This window comes from Streptomyces sp. NPDC040545 (assembly GCF_055595065.1).
Genome location: NZ_JBVIWA010000010.1, coordinates 1 through 21,282 on the forward strand (window position 1 = coordinate 1; position 21,282 = coordinate 21,282).

At 70.3% G+C, this 21,282-nt stretch carries 23 protein-coding genes and 1 pseudogene; 7 read left to right on the plus strand and 17 right to left on the minus strand.

The genetic code is table 11. The annotated features are described in order from the left end of the window. Together ACZ573_RS19985 and ACZ573_RS19990 are read right to left on the minus strand one after the other, a co-directional pair. Positions 1 to 226 (minus strand): annotated as a pseudogene (locus ACZ573_RS19985) (DEAD/DEAH box helicase); the annotation flags it as partial. Between the two features lie 323 nt (positions 227 to 549). Further along, complete coding sequence (locus tag ACZ573_RS19990) at positions 550 to 753, minus strand: cold-shock protein (RefSeq protein WP_301373038.1); 204 nt, start codon at positions 751 to 753, stop codon at positions 550 to 552. A 406-nt stretch (positions 754 to 1,159) separates the two neighbouring features. Between ACZ573_RS19990 and ACZ573_RS19995 the strand changes: the two genes are divergently transcribed. Then, positions 1,160 to 2,380 (plus strand): phospholipase D-like domain-containing protein, encoded by a 1,221-nt coding sequence (locus ACZ573_RS19995; RefSeq protein WP_471305783.1) that lies wholly within the window; start codon positions 1,160 to 1,162, stop codon positions 2,378 to 2,380. A 425-nt stretch (positions 2,381 to 2,805) separates the two neighbouring features. On the opposite strand, the gene ACZ573_RS20000 is transcribed toward ACZ573_RS19995, so the two are convergent. The 3 genes from ACZ573_RS20000 to ACZ573_RS20010 form a co-directional block, all read right to left on the minus strand. Continuing rightward, positions 2,806 to 3,174: a PRC-barrel domain-containing protein gene (locus ACZ573_RS20000; protein ID WP_471305786.1), complete on the minus strand. Its 369-nt coding sequence runs from the start codon at positions 3,172 to 3,174 to the stop codon at positions 2,806 to 2,808. A 169-nt stretch (positions 3,175 to 3,343) separates the two neighbouring features. Continuing rightward, a complete protein-coding gene (locus ACZ573_RS20005) occupies positions 3,344 to 5,071 on the minus strand; it encodes a thiamine pyrophosphate-dependent enzyme (RefSeq protein ID WP_471305789.1) in 1,728 nt (575 codons plus the stop codon). A gap of 59 nt (positions 5,072 to 5,130) precedes the next feature. Continuing rightward, positions 5,131 to 6,723, minus strand: a complete 1,593-nt coding sequence (locus tag ACZ573_RS20010; RefSeq protein ID WP_471305792.1) for an FMN-binding glutamate synthase family protein — start codon at positions 6,721 to 6,723, stop codon at positions 5,131 to 5,133. A gap of 205 nt (positions 6,724 to 6,928) precedes the next feature. Here ACZ573_RS20010 and ACZ573_RS20015 point away from each other — a divergent pair, with 205 nt between their 5' ends. Next, positions 6,929 to 7,117, plus strand: a complete 189-nt coding sequence (locus tag ACZ573_RS20015; RefSeq protein WP_471305795.1) for a hypothetical protein — start codon at positions 6,929 to 6,931, stop codon at positions 7,115 to 7,117. A 4-nt stretch (positions 7,118 to 7,121) separates the two neighbouring features. Beyond that, complete coding sequence (locus ACZ573_RS20020) at positions 7,122 to 7,853, plus strand: restriction endonuclease (RefSeq protein ID WP_471305798.1); 732 nt, start codon at positions 7,122 to 7,124, stop codon at positions 7,851 to 7,853. Positions 7,854 to 7,996: 143 nt separating this feature from the next. Here the strand turns inward: ACZ573_RS20020 and ACZ573_RS20025 are convergent, their stop codons facing one another. The 6 genes from ACZ573_RS20025 to ACZ573_RS20050 form a co-directional block, all read right to left on the minus strand. Further along, the gene (locus tag ACZ573_RS20025; protein WP_471305800.1) at positions 7,997 to 9,361 is read right to left on the minus strand and encodes an NAD(P)/FAD-dependent oxidoreductase; all 1,365 of its coding nucleotides are present in this window, start codon (positions 9,359 to 9,361) and stop codon (positions 7,997 to 7,999) included. Positions 9,362 to 9,663: 302 nt separating this feature from the next. After that, positions 9,664 to 10,203: a hypothetical protein gene (locus ACZ573_RS20030; RefSeq protein WP_471305803.1), complete on the minus strand. Its 540-nt coding sequence runs from the start codon at positions 10,201 to 10,203 to the stop codon at positions 9,664 to 9,666. Position 10,204: 1 nt separating this feature from the next. After that, positions 10,205 to 10,747: a hypothetical protein gene (locus ACZ573_RS20035; RefSeq protein ID WP_471305806.1), complete on the minus strand. Its 543-nt coding sequence runs from the start codon at positions 10,745 to 10,747 to the stop codon at positions 10,205 to 10,207. A 415-nt stretch (positions 10,748 to 11,162) separates the two neighbouring features. Then, complete coding sequence (locus ACZ573_RS20040) at positions 11,163 to 11,825, minus strand: HAD family hydrolase (protein ID WP_471305809.1); 663 nt, start codon at positions 11,823 to 11,825, stop codon at positions 11,163 to 11,165. A 70-nt stretch (positions 11,826 to 11,895) separates the two neighbouring features. Next, positions 11,896 to 12,861, minus strand: a complete 966-nt coding sequence (locus tag ACZ573_RS20045; RefSeq protein ID WP_471305812.1) for an LLM class F420-dependent oxidoreductase — start codon at positions 12,859 to 12,861, stop codon at positions 11,896 to 11,898. Positions 12,862 to 13,023: 162 nt separating this feature from the next. Further along, entirely contained in the window at positions 13,024 to 13,269 is a 246-nt protein-coding gene (locus ACZ573_RS20050) for a hypothetical protein (protein WP_471305815.1), read from the minus strand. A 230-nt stretch (positions 13,270 to 13,499) separates the two neighbouring features. On the opposite strand from ACZ573_RS20050, the gene ACZ573_RS20055 reads away from it, so the two are divergent. Together ACZ573_RS20055 and ACZ573_RS20060 are read left to right on the plus strand one after the other, a co-directional pair. Continuing rightward, positions 13,500 to 13,655, plus strand: coding sequence for a DUF6131 family protein (locus ACZ573_RS20055; protein WP_471305817.1), 156 nt, complete (start codon positions 13,500 to 13,502; stop codon positions 13,653 to 13,655). 197 nt (positions 13,656 to 13,852) lie between these two features. Further along, positions 13,853 to 14,389, plus strand: a complete 537-nt coding sequence (locus ACZ573_RS20060; RefSeq protein WP_471305820.1) for a cysteine hydrolase family protein — start codon at positions 13,853 to 13,855, stop codon at positions 14,387 to 14,389. A gap of 405 nt (positions 14,390 to 14,794) precedes the next feature. Here the strand turns inward: ACZ573_RS20060 and ACZ573_RS20065 are convergent, their stop codons facing one another. After that, on the minus strand, positions 14,795 to 14,986 hold the full coding sequence (locus ACZ573_RS20065; RefSeq protein WP_471305823.1) for a hypothetical protein: 192 nt from the start codon (positions 14,984 to 14,986) through the stop codon (positions 14,795 to 14,797). Positions 14,987 to 15,264: 278 nt separating this feature from the next. Between ACZ573_RS20065 and ACZ573_RS20070 the strand changes: the two genes are divergently transcribed. Beyond that, complete coding sequence (locus ACZ573_RS20070) at positions 15,265 to 15,846, plus strand: DUF2231 domain-containing protein (protein WP_471305826.1); 582 nt, start codon at positions 15,265 to 15,267, stop codon at positions 15,844 to 15,846. 29 nt (positions 15,847 to 15,875) lie between these two features. On the opposite strand, the gene ACZ573_RS20075 is transcribed toward ACZ573_RS20070, so the two are convergent. Next, positions 15,876 to 17,156: a preATP grasp domain-containing protein gene (locus ACZ573_RS20075; RefSeq protein WP_471305828.1), complete on the minus strand. Its 1,281-nt coding sequence runs from the start codon at positions 17,154 to 17,156 to the stop codon at positions 15,876 to 15,878. Positions 17,157 to 17,411: 255 nt separating this feature from the next. Continuing rightward, complete coding sequence (locus ACZ573_RS20080) at positions 17,412 to 17,627, minus strand: hypothetical protein (protein ID WP_125539589.1); 216 nt, start codon at positions 17,625 to 17,627, stop codon at positions 17,412 to 17,414. 559 nt (positions 17,628 to 18,186) lie between these two features. Here ACZ573_RS20080 and ACZ573_RS20085 point away from each other — a divergent pair. After that, positions 18,187 to 18,675, plus strand: coding sequence for a hypothetical protein (locus ACZ573_RS20085; protein WP_471305831.1), 489 nt, complete (start codon positions 18,187 to 18,189; stop codon positions 18,673 to 18,675). A 389-nt stretch (positions 18,676 to 19,064) separates the two neighbouring features. Here ACZ573_RS20085 and ACZ573_RS20090 read toward each other — a convergent pair whose 3' ends face one another. From ACZ573_RS20090 to ACZ573_RS20100, 3 genes are all read right to left on the minus strand, one after another. Further along, positions 19,065 to 19,295 carry a DUF6480 family protein gene (locus ACZ573_RS20090; RefSeq protein WP_471305834.1) on the minus strand — a complete coding sequence of 77 codons (231 nt, stop codon included), beginning with the start codon at positions 19,293 to 19,295 and terminating at the stop codon, positions 19,065 to 19,067. A gap of 97 nt (positions 19,296 to 19,392) precedes the next feature. Continuing rightward, positions 19,393 to 19,911 carry a hypothetical protein gene (locus tag ACZ573_RS20095; RefSeq protein ID WP_471305837.1) on the minus strand — a complete coding sequence of 173 codons (519 nt, stop codon included), beginning with the start codon at positions 19,909 to 19,911 and terminating at the stop codon, positions 19,393 to 19,395. 212 nt (positions 19,912 to 20,123) lie between these two features. Further along, entirely contained in the window at positions 20,124 to 20,684 is a 561-nt protein-coding gene (locus ACZ573_RS20100) for a hemerythrin domain-containing protein (RefSeq protein ID WP_471305840.1), read from the minus strand. Positions 20,685 to 21,282: the final 598 nt, after the last annotated feature.

The window sequence follows — 21,282 nt, forward strand, 5'->3', positions numbered from 1 at the left end:
CGACGGCGGGCAGTGCGGGGGTGATCGTCTTGGGCAGGGCGAATTCACCCTGCAGCGCGGCGGGCCGCCGGCCGTAGCCGCCCGAGCGGCTCGGGGCGGAGGAACGGCTCGGGGCGGAGGAACCGAAGCGGCTGCCGCGGCCTGAACCGGCGGCGGAACCGGAGGTGAAACCGCCGGTGCGGCTGCGGGTGCGGGCGGAGCGGTTGTTCGTACGTACGGGGTTCATTCAGAACCTTCCTCGATACGGCGCGCATCAAGGAATTCCGGCAGCCGAAGAACAGCGCGGGGAATCGCAAGAACGGGCCGAATGGAATGCGAAAGCGAAGCCGTCCGCAGGGAGTCCGTGCGGGCGCCGCTATGAAAATGGGTGACGCTGGACGTGAAATCCCCGAGGTCGACTCGGGTGCAGGTCCGAAGTGGTCCGCATGCCGGAGCAGGGTCTCCGGCCGGTGATGGGCATCCCGTAGGTGAACCCACTGCGGGAGGTGCCTGCAGCTGGGGCCCGCACCCCGAAGGATGCGGGCCCCAGCTACGAAGTGCGCGTCAGCGTCAGGCGGGAACGATGTTCTCGGCCGTCGGACCCTTCTGTCCCTGCGCGATGTCGAAGGTGACCTTCTGGCCTTCAGCCAGCTCGCGGAAGCCCTGGGCGGCGATGTTCGAGAAGTGGGCGAACACGTCGGCGCCGCCACCGTCCTGCTCGATGAAGCCGAAACCCTTTGCCGCGTCGAACCACTTGACGGTGCCAGATGCCATGTCAGATCTCCTCAGGGGCAGTACACCGGCATCCGCACTGCACGGACACCGTGTCGCCGCGATGATGCCCCGCCCGGAAAACGACCGGGAAATACGAAGCACACCCATATGGCACGGAGACCGACTGGAGGCACTTGAAGTTTTGGGAACCACGACTGCAACTGAGATCGACAGTAGCATGCCGTACCGATCGGCGTACGAATAACAATTCACCATGGCCGCCGCACTAAAAACCCTCTCCACATGGACCGCTAAATCCTTGCATCGCGGTGACAGATATTGGCAGCCCGGGCTGGGCGCTTTCCCGGCAGAGGATCCGGAGACCACCTCACCGCTGTGTACAGTCGGCTCGCCCCAGCGGTTGCCGGACGTGTGGGGCGGCGTCCCCGACCGGTCAGGTGGAGTCATGACGAGTACAACCAGCGGGTCGCGACTGTCCGGCGGGGCGGCCATCGCCCCGGCGCTGTCGGTGGCCGAGCGCAAGCAGCGGATGCGGCGCCGTCTCGAGCGGCTGATCGGCATCGCCGCCACCGAAGGAAACTCGTTGCTCGCCCTGCGCAACGGCGACGAGATCTTCACTGCGATGCTGGACAGCGTCCGCGCCGCCGAACACACCGTCGACATGATGACGTTCGTGTACTGGCGCGGCGCGATAGCCCGGCAGTTCGCCCAGGCGCTGGCGGACCGGGCCCGAGCGGGCGTCCGGGTGCGGCTGCTGCTGGACGGCTTCGGCAGCCGGCTCATCGAGCAGGAGCTGCTCGATCTGATGGAGGACGCCGGGGTCGACGTCGCATGGTTCCGAAAGCCCCTCTACCTCTCCCCGCTCAAGCAGAACCACCGCTGCCACCGCAAAGTGCTCGTCGTCGACGAACAGACGGCGTTCACCGGTGGAGTCGGCATCGCCGAGGAATGGTGCGGCAACGCCCGCAACGAGAACGAGTGGCGCGACACCCACGTCCGGCTGCGCGGCCCCGCCGTGGACGGCGTAGCCGCCGCCTTCGCACAGAACTGGGCGGAGTGCCACGACACCCTGTTCGACGACCGCGACCGCTTCACCGAGCACGCACCGCAGGGCGGGGCAGTGGTGCAGGTGGTCCGGGGATCGGCCAGCATCGGCTGGCAGGACATGCAGACCCTGATGCGGGTCGCCATCGAATCCGCCCAGCAGCGCTTCCGCCTGTCCACCGCCTACTTCGCCCCGGACGCCTACTTCATCGGGCTGCTGTGCGCGGCGGCACGCCGGGGCGTCGAGGTCGAGATACTCCTGCCCGGCCCCCACACCGACAAGCGCGTCTGCCGGCTGGCCGGTCAGAACTTCTACGCAGACCTCCTCGCCTGCGGGGTGAGGATCTTCGAGTACCAGCCGACGATGATGCACGCCAAGGTCATCACCGTCGACCGGATCGCGGCACTCATCGGCTCGACCAATTTCAACCGTCGCTCCCTGGACCATGACGAAGAGGTCATGCTCGCCGTCCTGGACGAAGACTTCACCGCAACCCTGGACCGCCACTTCGACGAGGACGTGCAGGTCAGCGAGCCGATGGATCCAGCGCGCTGGAACCGCCGCTCGGCGGGGCAACGTCTGCGCGAGCTCGCGGTCACCCCCATCCGCCGGTTCCTGTGACTCCCGCACGGCGACGGAAGGCGTCCACGCTCCGGCACCTCCCCTAGCAGAGCCGGAGTTCCACCCTGCCTCCGTCCAACGGGTTCACTCCTGACGGGGACGGCCGGTGCGGGAGATGACGGCGCCGGGTAGGGCGGGATCATGCCCACCCCGGGGCACGCCGCGGGCTCCGTCTCCGTTCTCACCGAGGACGGGGACCTCGCCGCCGGTGACCTCGTGGCCAACTCCTTCATGGGCCTCATCCCCGGCAAACCGTCGAACCCGCCCTTCCCGTGCCGGAGACGGAGGCGGAGGCGGAGGCGGAGACGAGTGAACGACGGGCTACGGACGTGTGCGCGCAGCGCATGGTCGCCCCGTGGGCGGATGGACGTCGCTCGCGCTCGGGGCCCGGACTCGTCGAGTCCGGGCCCCTCCCTCATGGCGCGTCAGGCGAACGGGCCGCCGAACGGGCCGGCGGGACCGTAGTAGAGGGCCAGCTGCTCGCGGTAGCCCGCGTCGCCGAGGTGCGTGTCCCGGTGGAACTCCGGGGAGTCCTTGATCTGTTCCTTGGTGCGCTCCACGTGGATCGTCCGCTGCTCCGGGTCGATCGAGATCACGGTCCCGGCCGGCAGGAGTACTTCCTTGCCGAAGATCCACACCCCTGTATCGACGACCAGGTAGGCGTCACCGACCTCGTCGGAGTGCTTGTCGACCTTGCCGATGCTTCCGTCGACCGCCTCGACCTTGTAGCCGGTGAGATCGGTACCGGCCAGGTGGCCCGACGTCGACTTGTAACTCCACACATGCTCGGTCACGTGAGAACAACTCCTCCGGTGTGAATGAAAGGATCAGCGAACCTCTTGAACGGCGTCTGCCCCGGCTTTCCCGTTGTGCACGTACGGTTTTCCCCTCGCACCCGATCACGGGAAGAACGGACGGTTGCTCGCGGGCGTTTCGTGGTCGGCCGGCGTCCTGCGGTGGCCGTCAGCCTTCACGGCCCGGCAGGAGCTCCTTGGCCTTGGCCACGGCGAAACCCCAGCCCTGGGCCACGGTCGGTTTGCCGGGCACGGCCACTTCCTCCGGGTTGGTGAGCACGTCCAGCAGGACCGGCCCCGGCGTCTCGAAGGCCCGGCGCACGCCCTCGTGGAGCTCGGCCGGGTCGGTGATCCGGATCCCCGTCAGGCCCAGGGCCGTGGCGACCGCGGCGAAATCGGGGTTGTCGAGTTCCGTGCCGAATTCGGGCAGGCCCGCCTGTTCCTGTTCCAGCTTGACCATGCCCAGGCGGCGGTTGTCGAAGACGACGAGCTTCACCGGCAGCCGGTACGTCTTGATGGTCATGAGGTCGCCGAGCAGCATGCTCAGCCCGCCGTCCCCGCAGAGCGCGACGATCTGCCGGTCGGGTGCCCACAGCTGGGCACCGAGGGCCTGGGGCATGGCGTTGGCCATCGAGCCGAGGTTGTACGAGCCGATCAGGCGGCGGTCGCCCCGCATGGTGACGAAGCGGGAGAGCCAGACGGTGGCCATGCCGGTGTCGGAGGTGAAGACGGCGTCGGCGTCGGCGTAGGCGTCCACCGCGGCGGCCAGGGCCTCGGGGCGGATGGCGTGCTCGCGGTTGTCCAGGACGGCCCGCAGCTTCCCGGTCCAGCGGTGCTCGTGTGCGGGGTCGGCCAGCCGCTGCTGTCCCTCCTGCCAGTGGAGGAAACGGTCCCGGGCGTCGTCGAGGTGCGCGCGGTCGGGGACCGCCTTCAACAGCGGCAGCAGGGCCCGCAGCGTGGCGCCGACGTCGCCGGCCAGGCCCACGTCCACGGGGGTGCGTCGTCCCAGGTGGTCCTCGCGGGAGTCGACCTGGATCACCTTGGCGTCCTTCGGGTACCACTCCCGGTAGGGGAAGTCGGTCCCCAGCATGAAGAGCACGTCCCCGCTGTCGAGCGCGTGGGCGGCGGCGGGGTTGCCGATGAGGCCGGTCTGGCCCACCTGGAAGGCGTTGTCGTCCTCGAAGCCCTCCTTCGCCTTCAGCGTGAGCACCATGGGGGCCGCCAGCAGCTCGGCGGTCCGCAGGACCTCGGTACGGGCCTCGCGGGCGCCCTGGCCGACGAGGAGGGTCACCCGGGACGCGGCGTTCAGCAGCTCGGCGGCCCGGGCGAGGGCCGGGTCGTCGGGCCGGGTGACGGCGCGGTCCAGGGCGAACCGCGTGGGCCTGTCGTCGCTCAGCTCCTGATCGCCAAGGTCGCCGGGGACGGTCAGGACGGCCACTCCGCCCTGGGTCACGGCGGCGCGTACGGCCGATTCGAGCAGGCGCGGCATCTGGTCCGGGGAGGTGACGGTGGCCCGGTGGACGGCGACGTCGCGGAAGAGGAGGTCGTTGTCCACCTCCTGGAAGTAGTCGCTGCCGATCTCGGCGAGGGGGACCTGGCCGCAGATGGCCAGGACGGGCGTGCGGCTCTTGGCGGCGTCGTAGAGGCCGTTGAGCAGGTGCACGGATCCGGGTCCGACCGTGCCCATGCACACCCCGAGGGTCCCGGAGAGCTGGGACTGCGCCGAGGCGGCGAAGGCCGCGGCCTCCTCGTGCCGGCAGCCGATCCAGTTCAGGCCGGCGGATGTGCGGATGGCCTCGGTCAGCGGGTTCAGGGCGTCTCCGACGACGCCGAAGACGTGCTGGACGCCGAGTTCCTCGAGTGCGTCGACGATGACGTGGGCGACGGTACGTGCCACGGGACTGCCCTTCGTTAGCCGGTTCAGGCGGTGGTTCAGGGGGTGGTTCAGCGGGTGGTTCAGGGGGTGGAGTGGGTGAAGCGGCCGGGGTCGGCCGCCTTCCAGTCGGCTGCCCAGCTTTCGGGGGGCGAAGCGATCAGTTCTCCGGGGGCGAGCCAGGCGTGCAGTTCGGCGTACGAGCGGACGGTGTGCGGGTCCACCCGCTGGAGCAGCATGTGGGGGCGCAGTCCGCGCGCGTCGTCGACGCCCATGGCCGCCATGATCTGCAGCGCGCTCTTGACGGTCGCCTCCTGGTAGCGCCGTACGCGCTGCGCCTTGTCACCGACGTCCAGGGCCCGGGCGCGCCGCTCGTCCTGGGTGGCGACCCCGACGGGGCAGGTGTTGGTGTGGCAGCGCTGGGCCTGGATGCAGCCGATCGCGAACATCATGGCGCGGGCCGAGTTGGTGTAGTCGGCGCCTTGGACCAGGCGTTTGACGAGATCGCTTCCGGTGGCGATCTTTCCGGAGGCTCCGATCCGGATGCGGTCGCGCAGCCCGGAGCCGACGAGGGCGTTGTGGACGGTCATCAGGCCGTCGCCGAGCGGCAGGCCGACGTGATCGGCGAACTCCAGGGGTGCCGCGCCCGTTCCGCCCTCCGCCCCGTCGACGACGATGAAGTCGGGGGTGACGTCCGCCTCCCGCATGGCCTTGCACACGGCGAGGAACTCGCGGCGCGAGCCGACGCACAGCTTGAACCCCACGGGCTTGCCGCCGGCGAGCTCCCGCATGCGGGCCAGGAAGCGCACCAGCTCGCGCGGGGTGGAGTACACGCGGTGGAACGGCGGCGAGATGACGGTCTCCCCCTGCGGCACCCCGCGCACCTGCGCGATCTCCGCGTTCACCTTGGCACCGGGCAGGACACCGCCGATGCCCGGCTTGGCGCCCTGACTGATCTTCAGCGACACGCATTTGACCTGCGGGTGCGCGGCCTTCTCGGCGAACTGCCGCTCGTCGAAGCCCCCGTCGCCGGTACGGCACCCGAAGTATCCGGTGCCGATCTCCCATATGAGGTCGCCGCCGGGGCGCCGATGGTACTCGGACACGCCGCCTTCGCCGGTGTCGTGGGCGAAACCGCCCAGCTGTGCCCCGGTGTTGAGGGCGAGGACGGCGTTGGCGGACAGGGAGCCGAAGCTCATCGCCGAGACGTTGAGCAGGGACATGTCGTACGGCTGGGTGCAGTCGGGTCCGCCGACCCGGACCCGGGGCGGATCGGCGCGCACCGGGTGTGGGGCCATGGACGGCGTGAGGTATTCGCTGCCGGGCCGGAGGAGGTCGCGTTCGGTGCCGAACGGCTCCTCCGCGTCGGTGCCCTTGGCCCGCTCGTAGACGATGCTGCGGGTGTCTCGGTCGAAGGGGCTGCCGTCGATGTTCCGCTCGATGAAGTACTGCTGGATCTCCGGCCGCAGCGCCTCCAGGGCGAACCGGAGGTGACCGAGCAGGGGGTAGTTCCGCAGGAGGGAATGCCGGCGTTGCAGGAGGTCGTGCGAGGCCACCAGGACGAGCAGCAGCGACGGCACGGCCACGGCCCACCACCAGGGCGAGGAGGCGACGGCGGCGACCGCGGCGAGCGCCGCTGCGGCGCCGGGCAGGATCAGGGTCAGTGTCTTCAGCACACCCCGCTTGTGTCCCGAAGACCGCGCGCCAAGCCTTCCCGGGAGTGCAGGGGTCGCTCCCGCGCGTGGGAGGCGTGGTTCGTCCCGCCGCCTGCGGGGAGCGCGCGGCTCCGCCGGCGCAAGAGGTCCGGCTTTCTTTCCGCAGTGACTCATGATCCGGCCCGCGCGGGGAACACGGCCGTCACCGACCGAAAGGGGCATGGACATGCTCGGCATCACCGCCGCAGTGCTGTTCTTCATCGCGTTCCTGATCAACGCCGCCACCATCAGCACGAACGAAGTGTTCAGCTCCACCAACTTCATGCTGATCGGTCTCGCCGCGCTCGCCCTCCACGTCGCCGGCATCGGCCACGGATGGGCGGTCCGCGGACGGGGCCGGGGCCGTAGGCGCTGACCCCGTGGCATCGAGGGTAAGCAGGAGCGGGGTCCCGCGGCGCGGCGCCACGCTCGGGCGCGATCTGGTGCTCGCCGTGGGACTCGCCGGTACGACCGTGGGCGGACTGGCCGTCTTCGTCAAGGCCGCCTCGGCGGCCGGGACGCGGATGCCGGTCCTGCCGGTGGCCGCGGCGGTGGTGCTGCTGATCGGCGTGGCGTTCGCCGGATGGAGCATGTCCCCCGTCAGGCGTCGTCCCACGGCACCGCCCGACCCGGGCGTGCGGCCCGCGACGGATCCGCCGGATGTGGGACCCGACGCGCTGGACCATGGCGCGGTCGATGCCGACGGCTTCGAGCACACCGTCGCCGCTCTCTGCGTACGCGACGGCTGCACACCGGTGGAAGTGGTGGGCGGTGCGGGCGACCTGGGCGCCGACGTGATCGCCACGACCCCGGACGGGCTGCGCGTCATCGTGCAGTGCAAGCACTACGCCGAGGACAACCGGGTCGGCTCGCAGGACCTGCAGCGTTTCGGCGGGACGTGCTTCGCCGTCCACGACGCCGACGTCGCGATCATCGTCACCACCGGCTACTTCACCGCACCCGCCCTTGAGTACGCCGCCACGTGCGGCATCGTCTGTGTCGACGGCGAGGCTCTGGCGGCCTGGACCGAGCCGGGTGTGCGGCCGCCGCCCTGGGAATCGGACGCTGTCCACTCCGGCGGCTCCGCCGACGGCGCCCGGGCCGGCCGTTGAGGGGAGGTCCGACGGGCCGACAGGATCCGCGCCGCGTCGTGGCTGAACGGCGCCAGGTGGTGGTCATGGCGGCGCCCTTGGGAGGGAGCCGCCGGTCCTGGTGGTCCGACCACTGCTGATGGCGGTCTCGCTCGCCGGAACTGTCAGCCCCCGTCGGTCGCCGTGCGGGCTCGTACCTCCTGCGGGGTGAGGTAGTGGTCCGTGTACTCGAAGTCGCGCAGCGTCCCCGGCTTGTACGTTTGGAAGCCGGTCCGGACGAAGTCGTCGCCGGCCACGGCGTTCAGGAGCCAGTTCGTCATCACCCGGGTCTTCGCGGCCCCGGTGCGCAGCGCCGCCCAGTGGTAGCCGCGGGCCACGGCCTGGGCGGGCATCCCGCGCAGGTCGATGCCGAGCGGCCGGGAGACGCCGTCGCGGCCGCCGAGGTCCACGACCAGTCCGAGGTCCTTGTGGACGTAACGACGCAGCGGCGTGCCCCGCAGCGTGGCGACGACGTTGTCGGCGGCGACCCTGCCCTGGCGCTCGGCGTGCTGCGCGGTGGGCGGGCACACCGCACCGTCCCCGCCGCCGGCGAGGTCGGGCACGGCGGCCGCATCACCGAGCGCGAACGCCCCGTCCGCCCCCGGCACCCGCAGGTCCGGAGCGACGACGAGCCGGCCGCTCTTCGCGGTCTCGGCGCCCAGCGTGGCGATGAGCGGGCTCGCGGCGACGCCGGCGGTCCAGATGAGGGTGCGGCAGGGCAGCACGCGCCCGTCGGTGAGGGTGACGTCCTCGGGGCCCGCCTTGGCGACGGAGGCGCCGAGCGAGACCTCGATGCCGCGGCGGCGCAGCACGTCGAGGGCTGCCCGGCCCAGCCGGTCGCCGAGCTCGGGCATCAGCTTCGGCGCCACGTCCACGAGGTGCCAGCTGATCTCGCGCCGGTCCAGCCGGGGGTAGCGGCCTGCGGCGTTGGTGGTGAGCCGCTCCAGGGCGGCGGCCGTCTCGGTGCCCGCGTAGCCGCCGCCCACCACGACGAAGCCGAGCCGTGAGACCCGTTCCGCCGAGCCCGGTGCGGCGGCGTCGGCCAGGTCGAGCTGGGCGATCACGTGGTCGCGCAGATGGGCCGCCTCGGCCAGCGTCTTCATGCCGCGGCCGTGCTCCGCCAGGCCTGGGATGTCGAAGGTGCGGGTCACACTCCCCGGCGCGAGCACAAGGTGGTCGTACGGCTGGTCCACCAGCTCCCCGGTGATCTTCCGGATGACGCAGACCTTGGCCCGGGTGTCGACGCCCACGGCCCCGCCGGGCACGATCCGGGTCCGGTGGCGGCGGCTGCGGCGCAGCGACACCGCCACGGACTGGGGGGTGAGTACCCCGGAGGCCACCTGCGGCAGCAGGGGCAGGTAGAGCTGGTAGGAGAACGGGGTGACCAGCAGGATCTCCGCCTCCCCGGGTGACAGCGTCCGCTCCAGGCGGCGTACGCAGGAGACGCCGGCGAAGCCCGCGCCGACGACCACGATCCTCGGTCGTGCCATGTTGTCCGTCCCTTCTCAGGTGTACGGGTCCCCGGCACGCCTTCCCCGTCCTGCCGCGCCCACCCGCACGGGGCAGGCTTTTCCTTGCCTGCATGTCAGCCGGCGAAGAACTCGTCGCTCCAGGAAGCATGCGATCGCGCGCATCTGCCGGTCGAGGTACCAACGGGCCAGGGCTGTGGGGCGAGATGGATGCTGACGATCTGTACAGAATGGAACGGCCCCGGTGGGGCCGTTCCATTTCCGTCGGGCGCGGTGGCGGAGGGCTGCCCGGCTTCCTCGCGGAACCCGGTCTTCGTATCAGGTCAGGTGTTCAGGAGCCGGTTGAAGAACGACCGGTAGTGCTGCAGCGCCAGCCGCAGTTCTTCTGTCGCTACCTGCCCACCCTGGCTCCACTGCCCCTCCAACCCCTGCTTGTGGGCGGAGAAGGTACGCGCGAGGCTCTGCATCACTTCCGCCACGAGGGCGTCCGCCGACCTGACCGCTTCCTGCGGGTCGTCGACGAACCGGCCCTGTATCTCACTCCACCTCTTGTGGTACTCCGCGGCGTCCTCCGCACCCAGCAGCGGCTCGTCGGTGCCCGCCTGCGCCGGTCCGGTCCCCGCCTCGCGGTCCGTCGGGCCTTCGTCCCCGCCTTCGCGGGTCCCGTCCTCCCCGGCGGCCGCGTCCCTGGTTGCCTCCCCCGGGTACACGGGTGCCCTCGGGCCGTCGACCGCCCCTTCGCCGGATTCGGTCGTCGTGCCGGTGTCCGTACCGTCGCCCGCGGCCGGCGCCGGATGGGCTATGTCCTCCGTCGTGATGCCGGCGTCGCCGGCTCGCTCGTCACTGCTCGCGTGGTTCCGCATGTCACCGGCTCCTCTGGTCACTCAGCAGGTCGTCGAACAGGGCGCGGTAGTGCACCATCGCCCCTCGCAGTTCCTCGGTGGTCGTCTTCTGATCAGTGCTGCGCACCTTGACGTCGTGGGCAGCCCGGTAGTGCTCCAGGGTGCGGCCGTGTTCGACCGAGAGATCTCGCAGCTGACCGCGGTAGTCGTCCGTGGGATAGCCTCGCTCGCGCATCAGCCGCGAGACCAGTTCGTCAGCCTCCTCCACGGAGCCTTCCGGCCGGTCCACGAAGTGTTCCTGAACACTGCTCCATTCAACGGCGTACTGGTCGCGCCGTTCGGCAGGGAGCTCCTTGATCTCAAGCTTGTCGTGGCGTTCCTCGCGGGCTCGCAGCTCGCGTTCGGCGGCCATGCGGCCGCCCTCCGCCTCGACCGTGCGGTTGTACTCGGGGCCGAACTTGTTCTGGAGACGACGTCGGCGGGCCGCCATCCACAAGCCGACCGCGAGCGCGATCACGATGACCGCGGCGATGGCAACGATTGCTATGAGCGTGCTGGTTGACATGGTTGGCCTCCAACTCGGAGCCCTCACTGGGCGGCACTCACGCGGCTACCCCGGTCCGCCGGGGCCATTCCCGACCGGGCCCTCCCGCGAAGACTTCGAGCGCCGCCACGAACGGTGACGGGGCTCGGTTTCATTTCCCCGGTCGGCTCGTACGGGCTCAGTCGGGAGGTTCCGGCACCGTCGGCCGTTCGGTGGTGGAAGGCTGCTCCGCCGGCTCGACCGGGGGCGGCTTGTCTTCGGGACCGGCGGGGTGCGGGTCGCGAGGGACCGGATCCGGGCCTTCCGGAGTGGGCCCGGGGCCCTCGGGTTCCGGCTCGGTGGATCGTTCCATGTAGCTCACCTCGTGGTACGGCTCGTTCTCGTACGCTGCGCCTACCCAGCGGGTCATCGCTCAAGCGGTGGGGTCCGGCGGTCTTCACCTGTCGGCGAACGGACTGGTGTCGATGTGCGCGAGCAGATCGGCGGGGTGCCGGTAGACGGCGCGCGCCCCGGCCTCTTCGAGGTCACGGCGCGGAATGCCGCCACAGAGCAGCCCCACACATGCGACGTGGGCCCGGGAGCCCGCTTCCATGTCCCACACGGTGTCACCCACGAACACGGAGTCACGGGCAGTGGCGCCGACGAGGCCGAGTGCATGGTGCAGTGGTTCCGGCGCGGGCTTGCCCTCGCTCACGTCCTCGGAGCTCGCCGTCGCGGTGATGGCGTCGTCGGCGTCGACGGCCCGCCTGAGCGCGTCGAGCTCGGCGTCCGTAGCAGAGGTCACGAGCACGACCCGCCAGCCCCGTCGGTCCAGCTCGCGCAGCAGATCCGCCGCCGCGTGCAACGGGGGCAGCCGGTCGAAGTACGTGCCGTAGAGGGTGCTGTGCGCGGCATTGAGCGCGTCGTCCTCGCTCGTATCCCGGTGCTCGCCCAGCAAACGGGCAAGGAGGTCCTCGCCGGGCAGTCCGATGGCGCGGTGGATGTCGTGCATCGCGACGTCGTGGCCCGCCTGCCGCAGGGCCTCCCACCAGCAGACCACGTGCAGGTGATTGGTGTCGGCGAGGGTGCCGTCGACATCGAACAACGCGGCGCGGTTCATGTCCGCCTCCCGCAAGGCTCGGCAACCGAGCTCTCGCCTGAACCCGGCCCGTGCACTGGGGAGGCCGTTGTCACAGCTCCTCCAGAGCCGGCAGCAGCCTGGTCCGGGACCAGTCTAGGAAGGGCTCCTGCTGGCCGCCGCCGATCTGGATCAGGGCGACCTCGGTGAATCCCGCGTCGACGTAGGGGCGTACCGCATCGACGAAGGCGTCCACGTCATCGCCGCAGGGCACGGCTTCCGCGACGTCCTCGGCTCTGGTGTGCTGCGAGGCCTGGGCGAAGGCCGCGGGGCCGGGGAGTTCCGCATTGACCTTCCAGCCGCCGAGCGCCCAGCGGAACTGGTCGTGCGCGCGGGCCACCGCCGCGTCGCGGTCGGGGTCGTAGGAGACCGGGAGCTGGGCCACACACGGTTTGCCGGAGCCTCCGTAGGCGCCGAATGAGGTCAGCAGCTCCTGCTTCGGCTCGGTGGCGATGAGCAGGTCGCCGTAGTTGCCCGCGATCTCGCAGGAACGGTCTCCGGAGACGGCGATCCCGATCGGGGGCGGGTCGTCGGGGAGGTCCCAGAGCCTGGCGTTGTCGACGTCGAAGTGGGTGCCGTGGTGGGTGACGTACCCGCCGGCGAACAGGGAGCGGATGATCCCCACGGCTTCCTCGAGCATGTCCAGGCGGACGTGGGCGGCGGGCCAGCCCGCGCCGACGATGTGCTCGTTGAGGTTCTCTCCCGAGCCCAGCCCCAGCCGGAAGCGCCCCTGGGACAGGAGCTGCATCGTGGCCGCCTTCTGGGCGATCACGGCGGGGTGGTACCGGAACGTCGGGCAGGTCACGTACGTCATGAGCGGGATCCGGGAGGTCGCCTGTGCGGCGGCGCCCAGGACGCTCCACGCGTAGGGCGCGTGCCCTTGGGCCTCCAGCCAGGGGAAGGAGTGGTCGGAGATGACGGAGAAGCCGAAACCCGCCCGCTCCGCTGCCACCACGTGGTCGACCAGTTCCCGGGGCCCGGCCTGCTCGGTCATCATCGTGTACCCGATTCGCACCATATTGGGCGGCTTACCGTTTCGGCCCCTTTGAAACCTGCCCGGCTGAAACCTGCCCGGCCCCGGCAAACGAGGCGGCGGCGGGGCTCACAGGCCCAGGCGAACCAGCGCTCCGGCCGGCCTACGAGGCCCGAAGCAGCCGGTGCGCCCCGAAGGACGCCGGCGTCAGCGGTCCTCGGAGTTCTTCTCCTGCCGCTCGTCATCGGGGTGGGTCTGCTCCTCACGGCCGATGCCCGGACGGTGGCGCTTGGCACGGTGGCCTCCGGCATCCGTGTCGTCCTCCGCCGCACCCGAGCGCTGGACGACGGCGTCGTCCGCCTGCTGCCGGGCCTCACGGTCACCGCTCTCGCCCACGGCCTGGGACGGCGTGGTCCGCCGCGCGTGCTGCCTGGACTTTTCGTGGTCCGTCATCGTGTCCTCCCTCGGTGGTGCCTATGTCCCGCGGCTACCCCGTCGTATCGCCTGTAGTCCGTCGGTGGCCCCGCACCCGGTGCCCGTCGTCACCGGGCAGGCCGGGGCCGCGTCCCGGTCGCCCGCGGGCGACCGGGCCGATTCGGCGTGGCGCTCACCAGGCATGGCACGCCGACAGCGCGGGACACGCCTAGGCTGAAAGGAGAGTCACAGCGAAATCGGAGGTGCCCATGATCATCCTCGGCGTCATTCTCCTGGTCATCGGCTTCGTCGCGGGAATCAGCATCCTGTGGACCATCGGCGCCATCCTCCTCGTCATCGGAGTCATCCTCTGGATCCTGGGGGCCGTCGGGCACTCCGTCGGCGGACGCAAGCACTACTGGTAACCGCATCTGGACGCGCTGGCCGCGGGCGGGCTGCTGCAGCAACATGCACACCACCGCGCTGTGCTCGCCGTGCCGTCGCGTCCTGCGCCATCACGGGCCGCAACCCCACCGGATCGCGGCCCGGATCCGGGCGGAGGCCCCGCAAGGTCGCTCGTGTCATCGGCTCACGCCCAGGTATTTCTGGGAGCTTGGAGGGCATGGCGAAAACCGCACTTGTCATCATTGACATGCTGAACACGTACGACCATCAGGACGCGGATGACCTGGTCTCCTCCGTCGAGCAGGCCCTGCCCGCTGTGGCCCTCCTGCTGGAGGAATCGCGCCAACGCGGACTACCGGTGATCTACGTCAACGACAATTTCGGGAAGTGGCGTTCCCACCACGGGGAGATCCTCGAAGCCGCCCTCGCCGGCCCCCACGCCAACCTGGTCGAACCCGTACGGCCGGACGAGAACTCCTACTTCATCGTCAAGGCACGCCATTCCGCCTTCTACGAAACCCCCCTCGCATATCTGCTGGGAACACTGGGGGTCAGCGACCTGATCCTGTGCGGGCAGGTGACGGAGCAGTGCGTGCTGTATTCCGCACTCGACGCCCACATCAGGCACCTGTCCGTCACCGTCGCTCGCGATGCCGTCGCCCACATTCGCTCGGACCTGGCAGACGCCGCCCTGAGAATGATGGAAATCAACATGGGGGCCCGCATCGTTCTCGCGGCAGAGGCCTTCAGCTGAAGAAGCACCGCCGGCACGCTTCGGCGGTAGCGTCTCCCGCCGGAGTGGTCCTGGTCGTCCTTCTGATCGGCTGCGTTCTGGTACGGGAGTCGACGCAGGCGCCGCGAGGCCCCCCAGCCCAGCAGAACCCCGCCGCGCAACGCCGCGAGGACTCCTGGCAGACCCCCGGAGAGCATGCGCGCGATCAAAAGGACCAGGAATATCCCCACCATGAACCGGACGCGCAGGACCGGCTGATCCGTCGAGTCATTTGCGTTCGGCCGCCGACGATCAATGAGGCCCTTTCTGCGGTCTGCTGCTTCATGACGGCCTTCTTCTCCTTGAGCTGGGCCTTGATGTCGGCCTCGGTGGTCAGTACCTCGATGCTCTGGCCGAGAACGTCGCGGGGACGCCCTACCTTCTTGCTCAGCTCTGCGGGGGTGGTCGTCTCGGAAGGAATGCCGGGTGCGGGTCGAAATTGGTCGATGACCGGTGTGCCTCCTCGTTGACCTCGGCCAGGTCGGCCTCGTTGCTGTCCAGGGCCTGCTCGGGAATCGGGGCGGCGGCCCTTGCGATCCGACGCTTCCCGCCCAGTACGGTCACTGCGGCTACGGCCACCAGTACTCCGGAGATGGAGAGCGCGGCCGCTCCATGGGCAGGATCGGGCGATGGCGGTTCCTCCGCATGAGATGTGCATTCTGTGGTCCAGGCGCGCTTACCCGGCATCGCCTCAGCACCCACCCCACGAGGGAGGGCTCTGCGCAGGTTGGCGCAGCGGCAGGTCAGGGGGCCAGCCGGAGCAGCACGGCTGTTGAAACCGCGGCTCGGCGGCCTGTCGTTCGGGTGCAGTCGAAGCCAAGGCGGGATGGCCGCGGGGCAGCGGGTAGGCGTCGTGTATGAACTCAAGCGCTCTCGACGCCTCACCCGCGGGCGGGCACACCACAGCACTCGCCACCGCCTCGGCATGCTGGCTGCACACTCTGGACCGGCTCGAGCGGACAACAGCGGCCGACCCAGCCATCAGGTTGCTGCAGGGGGGAATCCGCTCACTTCCCCTGGGCAACATTCGCGATCTCCTGCGCGGCAGACCCCTGGGCCACCCGGTGCACCCCGTCCTCGTGCAGCTTCCTATTGGCTGCTGGCTGTCGGCCTCGGTCCTCGACTTCGTGCCCGGTACACAGCATGCGACAACCACCCTGACCGCCGTCGGACTGGTCGGCGTCGCCCCGGCAGCGGTCGCCGGCTGGGCGGACTGGGCGGACCTGCCACCCGAGCAGGCCCGGGTCGGCCTGGCCCACGCGGTCTCCAACCTGGCTGCGGTGGCCTGCTACACCGCGTCTTTGACGGCGCGGGTCCGCGGCCGCTCGGCTAAGGGTCGATTGTGGGCCCTGGGCGGGATGGCTGCCGTAGCCGTCAGCGGTGCGCTGGGCGGCCACGTGGCCTACCGACAGGCCGTCGGAGCCCACGCCGCAGCATGACAAGCCCCTGCGCGCCTGCTAGTGGCGTGTCAGCCCTCCTGGAATTCAAGCACCTCAGCCAACGCCGCGTCCTGTTCCTCCACGTCCCCAGCACTCCTGGCGATCACGGCATATCGCCAGGACCGGCCGTCGGGCGGTGCGTCCGCGTACAGAACCACGCCCTCGCCGCGCTCCGGGTCGAACGCCAGGCGGGAAGCGCGCAGCCGGACGAGGGCTGTTTCGAAGTCCATGGGGCTGCGCGTCCAGCCCTTCGACACCGACCATGCCGGGTGGGGCTCGGCCGATCCCGAGGTCAGTCGCGTGACCATGGCGTGGGGGGTGGTGGTCGCCGTACGACGGATGTTGCTCTCACTCGCGTACACGATGCCGTCCGTGTCCACCAGCCCGTCGAGCCCGAAGGGCCCGGCGTAGCCGTGTTCGGCCAGATGGCGGCCCAGGGCCGTGCCCCACTCCTCCAGCTCGCCGGCCACATGCGCGCAGGACGGTGGCAGTGGAGAGGCGTATCCGGTGAAGGAACCCTGAAGCGTCCGCATCGCACCGCTGAAGAGCGCGCGCGTTCCGGATGCGGTCACCTCCATCTGGATACTGACCGACTCCGCCACGTCGAGGCACTCCTCCACCACCCACAGGCCCTCGGGCCCGCCGACCGTATCGAGCCGCAGGTTCGCCCCGCCCCTCAGCTCGTCGCGGGACACGAAACGCATCCCGTGCCCTCCCGCCGAACGGTCGGGCTTCACCACCACGCCCTCGTGGTCCCGCAGGAGCTCGCGCACCACGCTTTCGGTCTCCGGGCGTCGGCACATCCGCCCCGCGGGCAGCCGCATGCCCAGTCGTCCGGCCGTCTCGCGGAAGCCGGTCTTCGTGTTGAGCAGCATGGTCATCCTCAGGGCGGCCTCGGCGGCCTCGACCGTGGGGTACGGGTGCACCGCGATGCCGATGTCGCGGGCGAACGCGATCGCCGACGCGTCGAGCGCCGTCGGCAGCAGCGCCGCACCCCGGTCACCGGCAAGAGCCCGGACCTGCTCGACGAGGCCGGCCTCACGCACCGCCCGCGCCAGCGGGACGGCTCCGGCAGGCGGAACCTCCACGACCGCCACCGAATCCGGAGGCACCCCGGTCAGGTCGTACACGTACCGCAGGAACTCCCGGCTCAGCGGCACGGGAGTGACGAACACATCTCCCGGCCGGAGCAGCCACGCCTTCCGCGGCGCCTGCTGGGCCCACGTCGTCAGGATCTGACCCTCGTCGAGATCCACCGCCAAGTCCGAGAGGAAGTTCGCGAACACGACCATGGGTACCGTCTCAGTCACCACTCTGCTCCTCCGGTCGCCGCGCAGCCGTCCACGGTCAGCGCGGGTTCACCCGCTCAGCCCCTACCCGGCGCGCTGGACGTGGAACACGAAGCCACGTCCCCCGGGAGGTCCGGGCAGCAGCTCCCTGGTTCTTGCCGCCCGGCGCGAACGGCATCGCGCGACCCGCTACGGTCGCCCTCCCAGGAACCGACCGCCGAGCACACCCCCGGCCGGAGTCCCCACGAGGCGTCGCCACCTGGAACGTGGAGCCGGTCAGGGAAACGGTTCCCACGCCTCGGGGCCGGCCCCCCTCCACTCCACGAAGTCGGGGTCGGTGAGGTCGACGTCCTCGGCGTTCTCCATCCCGGCAGCGGCGAGGAAGGCCCGAACATCTGCTGGACGGTGTGCCACTCCGATGGCGACGCCGTCATAGCGGACACGGCGCCAGCCCTGCTGGTCCGGCGGGTAGATGATCAGCTTGGCGGCCATGGGCCCAGCCTCTGCCGCACCAGCCGGATCGGCACTCCTTCGCATCCGATCGGGTGACCTTCACCGGGCGGCATCGCCTGGGCGACGTCCGCGGTCGGTCCACGCCGAACACGACCGCACCCACCACTTGTCCTTACGTCCTTCCCTGCACGACCGTAGGCAGACGGTCAAAGCCGGACAGCTCCGCGGGAACCACGGGCTTGTCGCCGAGGAGTCGCGCGGGAGGCGCCCTGCCCCGCGCGGGCCCCAAGCACGGCAGCAGCGAGGATCAGTGGTTCGGGCCGGCGGGGGTGGTGCGGGACCGGTGAGCCGGTGGGGCGATCAGCTGTTCGGCAGCGGTCAGAGGGTGGTGGACGCTGCGGTGGCCGAGCAGAACGCGCTCCGACTGCTCGCTCTCCCCGCCCAGCAACCGCCAGCTGGCGTCTATCGCTGAGTAGCTACGGTGCTCGCGGAGGGAGGCTGACGTGCGGGTCTTGTTCGTCGCGTGTCTGGTGACGATTTTTCCCGTGTTTTCAGGGCGTGGAAGCATCAGGGGCCACCGCCTGGGAATACGAGGTCCATGTCCGGAGACCACGCACGTTCCGCGAGCGCCCTCTTCCGTTCGACCCCCCGTCTCGTCGCGCCACCGCATGCCGCGAGGCACGGGCGCCGCGAAGGGCTCGGTAGGCGGCTGCGCCGCAGGATCCGCGCCTACCGCTACGTCGAATTCCTCTCCACCCACATCCCTGGCGACCCCGATCCAGGGCAGGAGTGCCTGCTCCTCGTCCACGGCCGTAAGGTCGTCGGCCAGGTCCGCTATCAGATCTGCACGGCCTGCCGCGACGGGGTGATCACCGGCGTCGACATCGACGAGTACTTCCTCTCCAGCGGCCTCGGCAACCGTGCCCTGTCGCACCTGAGGGCCCGCCACCCGGGCATCACCTGGCGCAGCACCCTGACTCTGCGGACCACACGCGACCTCCTGCGGCGCATGCGCATCCCCGCCGCCCCGGCCGACATCGCATGTGTCCACGGGCTCGCCACAACGGCATCGGTGGCAGCAGGCTGAGGCAAGGGCAGTGGTGCGGTGTCTCCTCCGGGGCCTGCTCCTCCCACGTCATGCGGTGACCAGCCCCGGGGTGCTGCGGAACCGCCACCGCTCGACCATGACGTAGCCACTAGCTCGGGAACCCTGCGGCCGCTGAGCCAGCTCGTCCTGTCGTCCTGGCCCCACGCCCCCCCCGGGGGCGCTGCGTGCCGGCCGCCATGGCAGGTCGGTTCGCGGTCCGTGCCGAGAGGGAGGGGCACTGCAGGGTCCGGCCCAGCGGTACGCCTGGCCGCGTCGGCAGACGGTATGCCCGGCCGCGACGTTGGGGGCAGGGACCCGACCCGACCCTCGTTGTCGCCACAGCGGGTTGGACCACACTGCCGTGCCTCTACGCCGGCCGGGGTGCAGGGTCAGAGAGCCAGCACGATTCCGTAGACGAGGAAGAAGAGCGCCACGAGGACCGCGACGGTGAGGATGAGCGCGAGCGGCCCTTTGGACCAGCCGCGCTTGAGCGGGCGGTACGGTCCGGCGCCGGAGGTGGTGCTCGCCTCGGCGGGAGGGGTCTCGCCGGGCGGCACCGAGCCTCCGTGATCCAGGCCAGGAGTGGTGCGGGGATCAGGATCCGGATTGTTGATACTCATGTCTGGCGGGTCCCCACAATCGGGGCAAGTATGCCCAACCGGACGGCCCCCACGATGTTGCGCTCGGTGAGCATCCCGTTTCTACGGGTGCGGCGGATCAGGACAGTCCGGCGCCCTGGACCTCCAGCCGTTGCAGCAGCTGGGGCCGGTGCAGCACCGCGATGCCTTCCAGGAGGTCGGGGTGGCGCAGCAGGGCTGCGGCTTCGCTGTCGAGGACGCTGGGGTGCGTCAGTCGTTGCAGGCTGCCGGTTTCACTGTGGTGCTCGGTGGTGGCCAGGGCCTGCTGGGCACGTGTGGCCAGGGCGGGATCGGCCAGGAGGCAGGCTGCCCAGCTGACAACGGTTTCGTCGACCCAGGTACGCCAGGCGGTGTCGGTGTCGTCCTCGCGCGGTTCGCATCCGGTGAGCCAGTCCAGCCGGTGGGATCCGCTCGGGGCGAGCAGGTGGAGGAGCTGGACGTCCACGCTGGTCGGGTAGCACAAGGATGCTGCCAGGGTGGTGGCCTGCCGGGCCTGGGCCTCGGCCAGCGCGCGGCTCAGCGCGCCCGTCGGGGGCTGGTAGGCCGCCAAGAGCCAGCGGGCGGAAGCGGCTATGAGCGCAGTCAGGTCGGAGGGCACGGGCGATCGGTCCTCAGGGGCGAGCTCCCCGGGATCGGCTTGCCGGCGGTGAGCTGTTCTGTGCGGAGCCGCGCTGCCCCGCTCGTGACCGACCAGTGTAGGCGGGAGTCACGCCGCGGGTGGTGACCCGCGTCACACCGCCCGACCGGGCTGCGTGGGGGCGGCAGCATTCGCCGGCCGCCCCCACGTGCCGGGGATCCCCGCCGGGTCGGTCAGGACTTTCCGCGGCCGGTGACGAAGTCTCGGGCCCGGTCGACCAGACCGACGCCAGGGGCGAGGAGCTTGTTCGCAGGCGGGGTGCTCGGCGCGGAGGGGTGCGGGCGGGTCGGAGCCATGGCCTTGGCCCGCCGGACCTTGCCCCCGAGCTCATCGAGCTTCTCGGCGGAGCAGGTGCGCCGCAGCATCGGGAAGAGGTTGTTCTCCTCGTCCTGCACGTGGGCGGCGACCTCGTTCATGAGCTGCTGCAGCACCGGGCTCATCTGCGCATCGCCGGTGTCCATCTTCTCCAGCTGCTTGAGGATCTTCTCGACCCGGCCGTGGTCCTCGATCTCCTTGTCAGCCAGCCGGTCACCGCCTTCGACATACTCGCGGACGGCCGGGTACAGGTACTGCTCCTCGGCAACCGAGTGCCTCACCAGCTCGATGGTGACCTCGTCGACCAGGTCACGCAGTTCCTGTCCCTCGCCGGCCATGGCCTGGATCCGGGCGAAGATCTCCTCGACCTCCCGGTGATCCGCCATCAGCTCCTCCAGCACATTCCCGCCATGTCCCATCCCTCATCTGCCTCTCACTGGTTATGGTTCAGGACCGGGCTATTCCGCCCGGCAGACAGTGATCCCCCACAGGGCAGCGCATGAGCGCCGGACCGGTCCACCCCCACCCGATCGAAGACTGTTGCCGGTCCGAATGGCTCCAGCCACGGCCCCATGGCGTTTCGGGCCGCGCGTCGCAATCGCCCCCACCCGATCACGCGATCGTCGCGGAACCTGGCAGGCAGGAGGGGTACCCAGGGGCGTGCCAGGGGGTACCAGGGGTACCTCACCCGGGTGGTACGTACGGGACCACGCAGACCAGTGTCCGCGAGCCGTCTGCGGCAGTGGCCTACGGCGAAGATCGCACCCTTGCAGTGCGAGTGGCGTCTGGGGCCCTGATACGCCTACCCCACAACCCGGCCGTCACCCGCTCCGCCCCGCAACGCTACCGGCCTCACATGCGAAGTCCTGCGGAAGGGGGTTCGCCGCCGCCGAGCCTGTTCCTGAGATTCCGCTTCTCGTGCCTCCGCTATGCATCCGGCCGCCCCCGGCGGTCCTGCTCTTCAAGGACACCGGCCACCTGTCCACCGAGCTCCACTGGACCGGCCTCGGCATCAAC

Coding starts and splice junctions, on each gene's coding strand:
- ACZ573_RS20080 (WP_125539589.1), bottom strand. CDS start 17,627: ATGGCCGCCAAGCTGATCATCTACCCGCCGGACCAGCAGGGCTGGCGC.
- ACZ573_RS19990 (WP_301373038.1), bottom strand. CDS start 753: ATGGCATCTGGCACCGTCAAGTGGTTCGACGCGGCAAAGGGTTTCGGC.
- ACZ573_RS20045 (WP_471305812.1), bottom strand. CDS start 12,861: ATGGTGCGAATCGGGTACACGATGATGACCGAGCAGGCCGGGCCCCGG.
- ACZ573_RS20015 (WP_471305795.1), top strand. CDS start 6,929: ATGCTCGGCATCACCGCCGCAGTGCTGTTCTTCATCGCGTTCCTGATC.
- ACZ573_RS20040 (WP_471305809.1), bottom strand. CDS start 11,825: ATGAACCGCGCCGCGTTGTTCGATGTCGACGGCACCCTCGCCGACACC.
- ACZ573_RS20070 (WP_471305826.1), top strand. CDS start 15,265: ATGAACTCAAGCGCTCTCGACGCCTCACCCGCGGGCGGGCACACCACA.
- ACZ573_RS20035 (WP_471305806.1), bottom strand. CDS start 10,747: ATGTCAACCAGCACGCTCATAGCAATCGTTGCCATCGCCGCGGTCATC.
- ACZ573_RS20100 (WP_471305840.1), bottom strand. CDS start 20,684: ATGGGACATGGCGGGAATGTGCTGGAGGAGCTGATGGCGGATCACCGG.
- ACZ573_RS19995 (WP_471305783.1), top strand. CDS start 1,160: ATGACGAGTACAACCAGCGGGTCGCGACTGTCCGGCGGGGCGGCCATC.
- ACZ573_RS20025 (WP_471305800.1), bottom strand. CDS start 9,361: ATGGCACGACCGAGGATCGTGGTCGTCGGCGCGGGCTTCGCCGGCGTC.
- ACZ573_RS20050 (WP_471305815.1), bottom strand. CDS start 13,269: ATGACGGACCACGAAAAGTCCAGGCAGCACGCGCGGCGGACCACGCCG.
- ACZ573_RS20085 (WP_471305831.1), top strand. CDS start 18,187: ATGTCCGGAGACCACGCACGTTCCGCGAGCGCCCTCTTCCGTTCGACC.
- ACZ573_RS20090 (WP_471305834.1), bottom strand. CDS start 19,295: ATGAGTATCAACAATCCGGATCCTGATCCCCGCACCACTCCTGGCCTG.
- ACZ573_RS20030 (WP_471305803.1), bottom strand. CDS start 10,203: ATGCGGAACCACGCGAGCAGTGACGAGCGAGCCGGCGACGCCGGCATC.
- ACZ573_RS20060 (WP_471305820.1), top strand. CDS start 13,853: ATGGCGAAAACCGCACTTGTCATCATTGACATGCTGAACACGTACGAC.
- ACZ573_RS20055 (WP_471305817.1), top strand. CDS start 13,500: ATGATCATCCTCGGCGTCATTCTCCTGGTCATCGGCTTCGTCGCGGGA.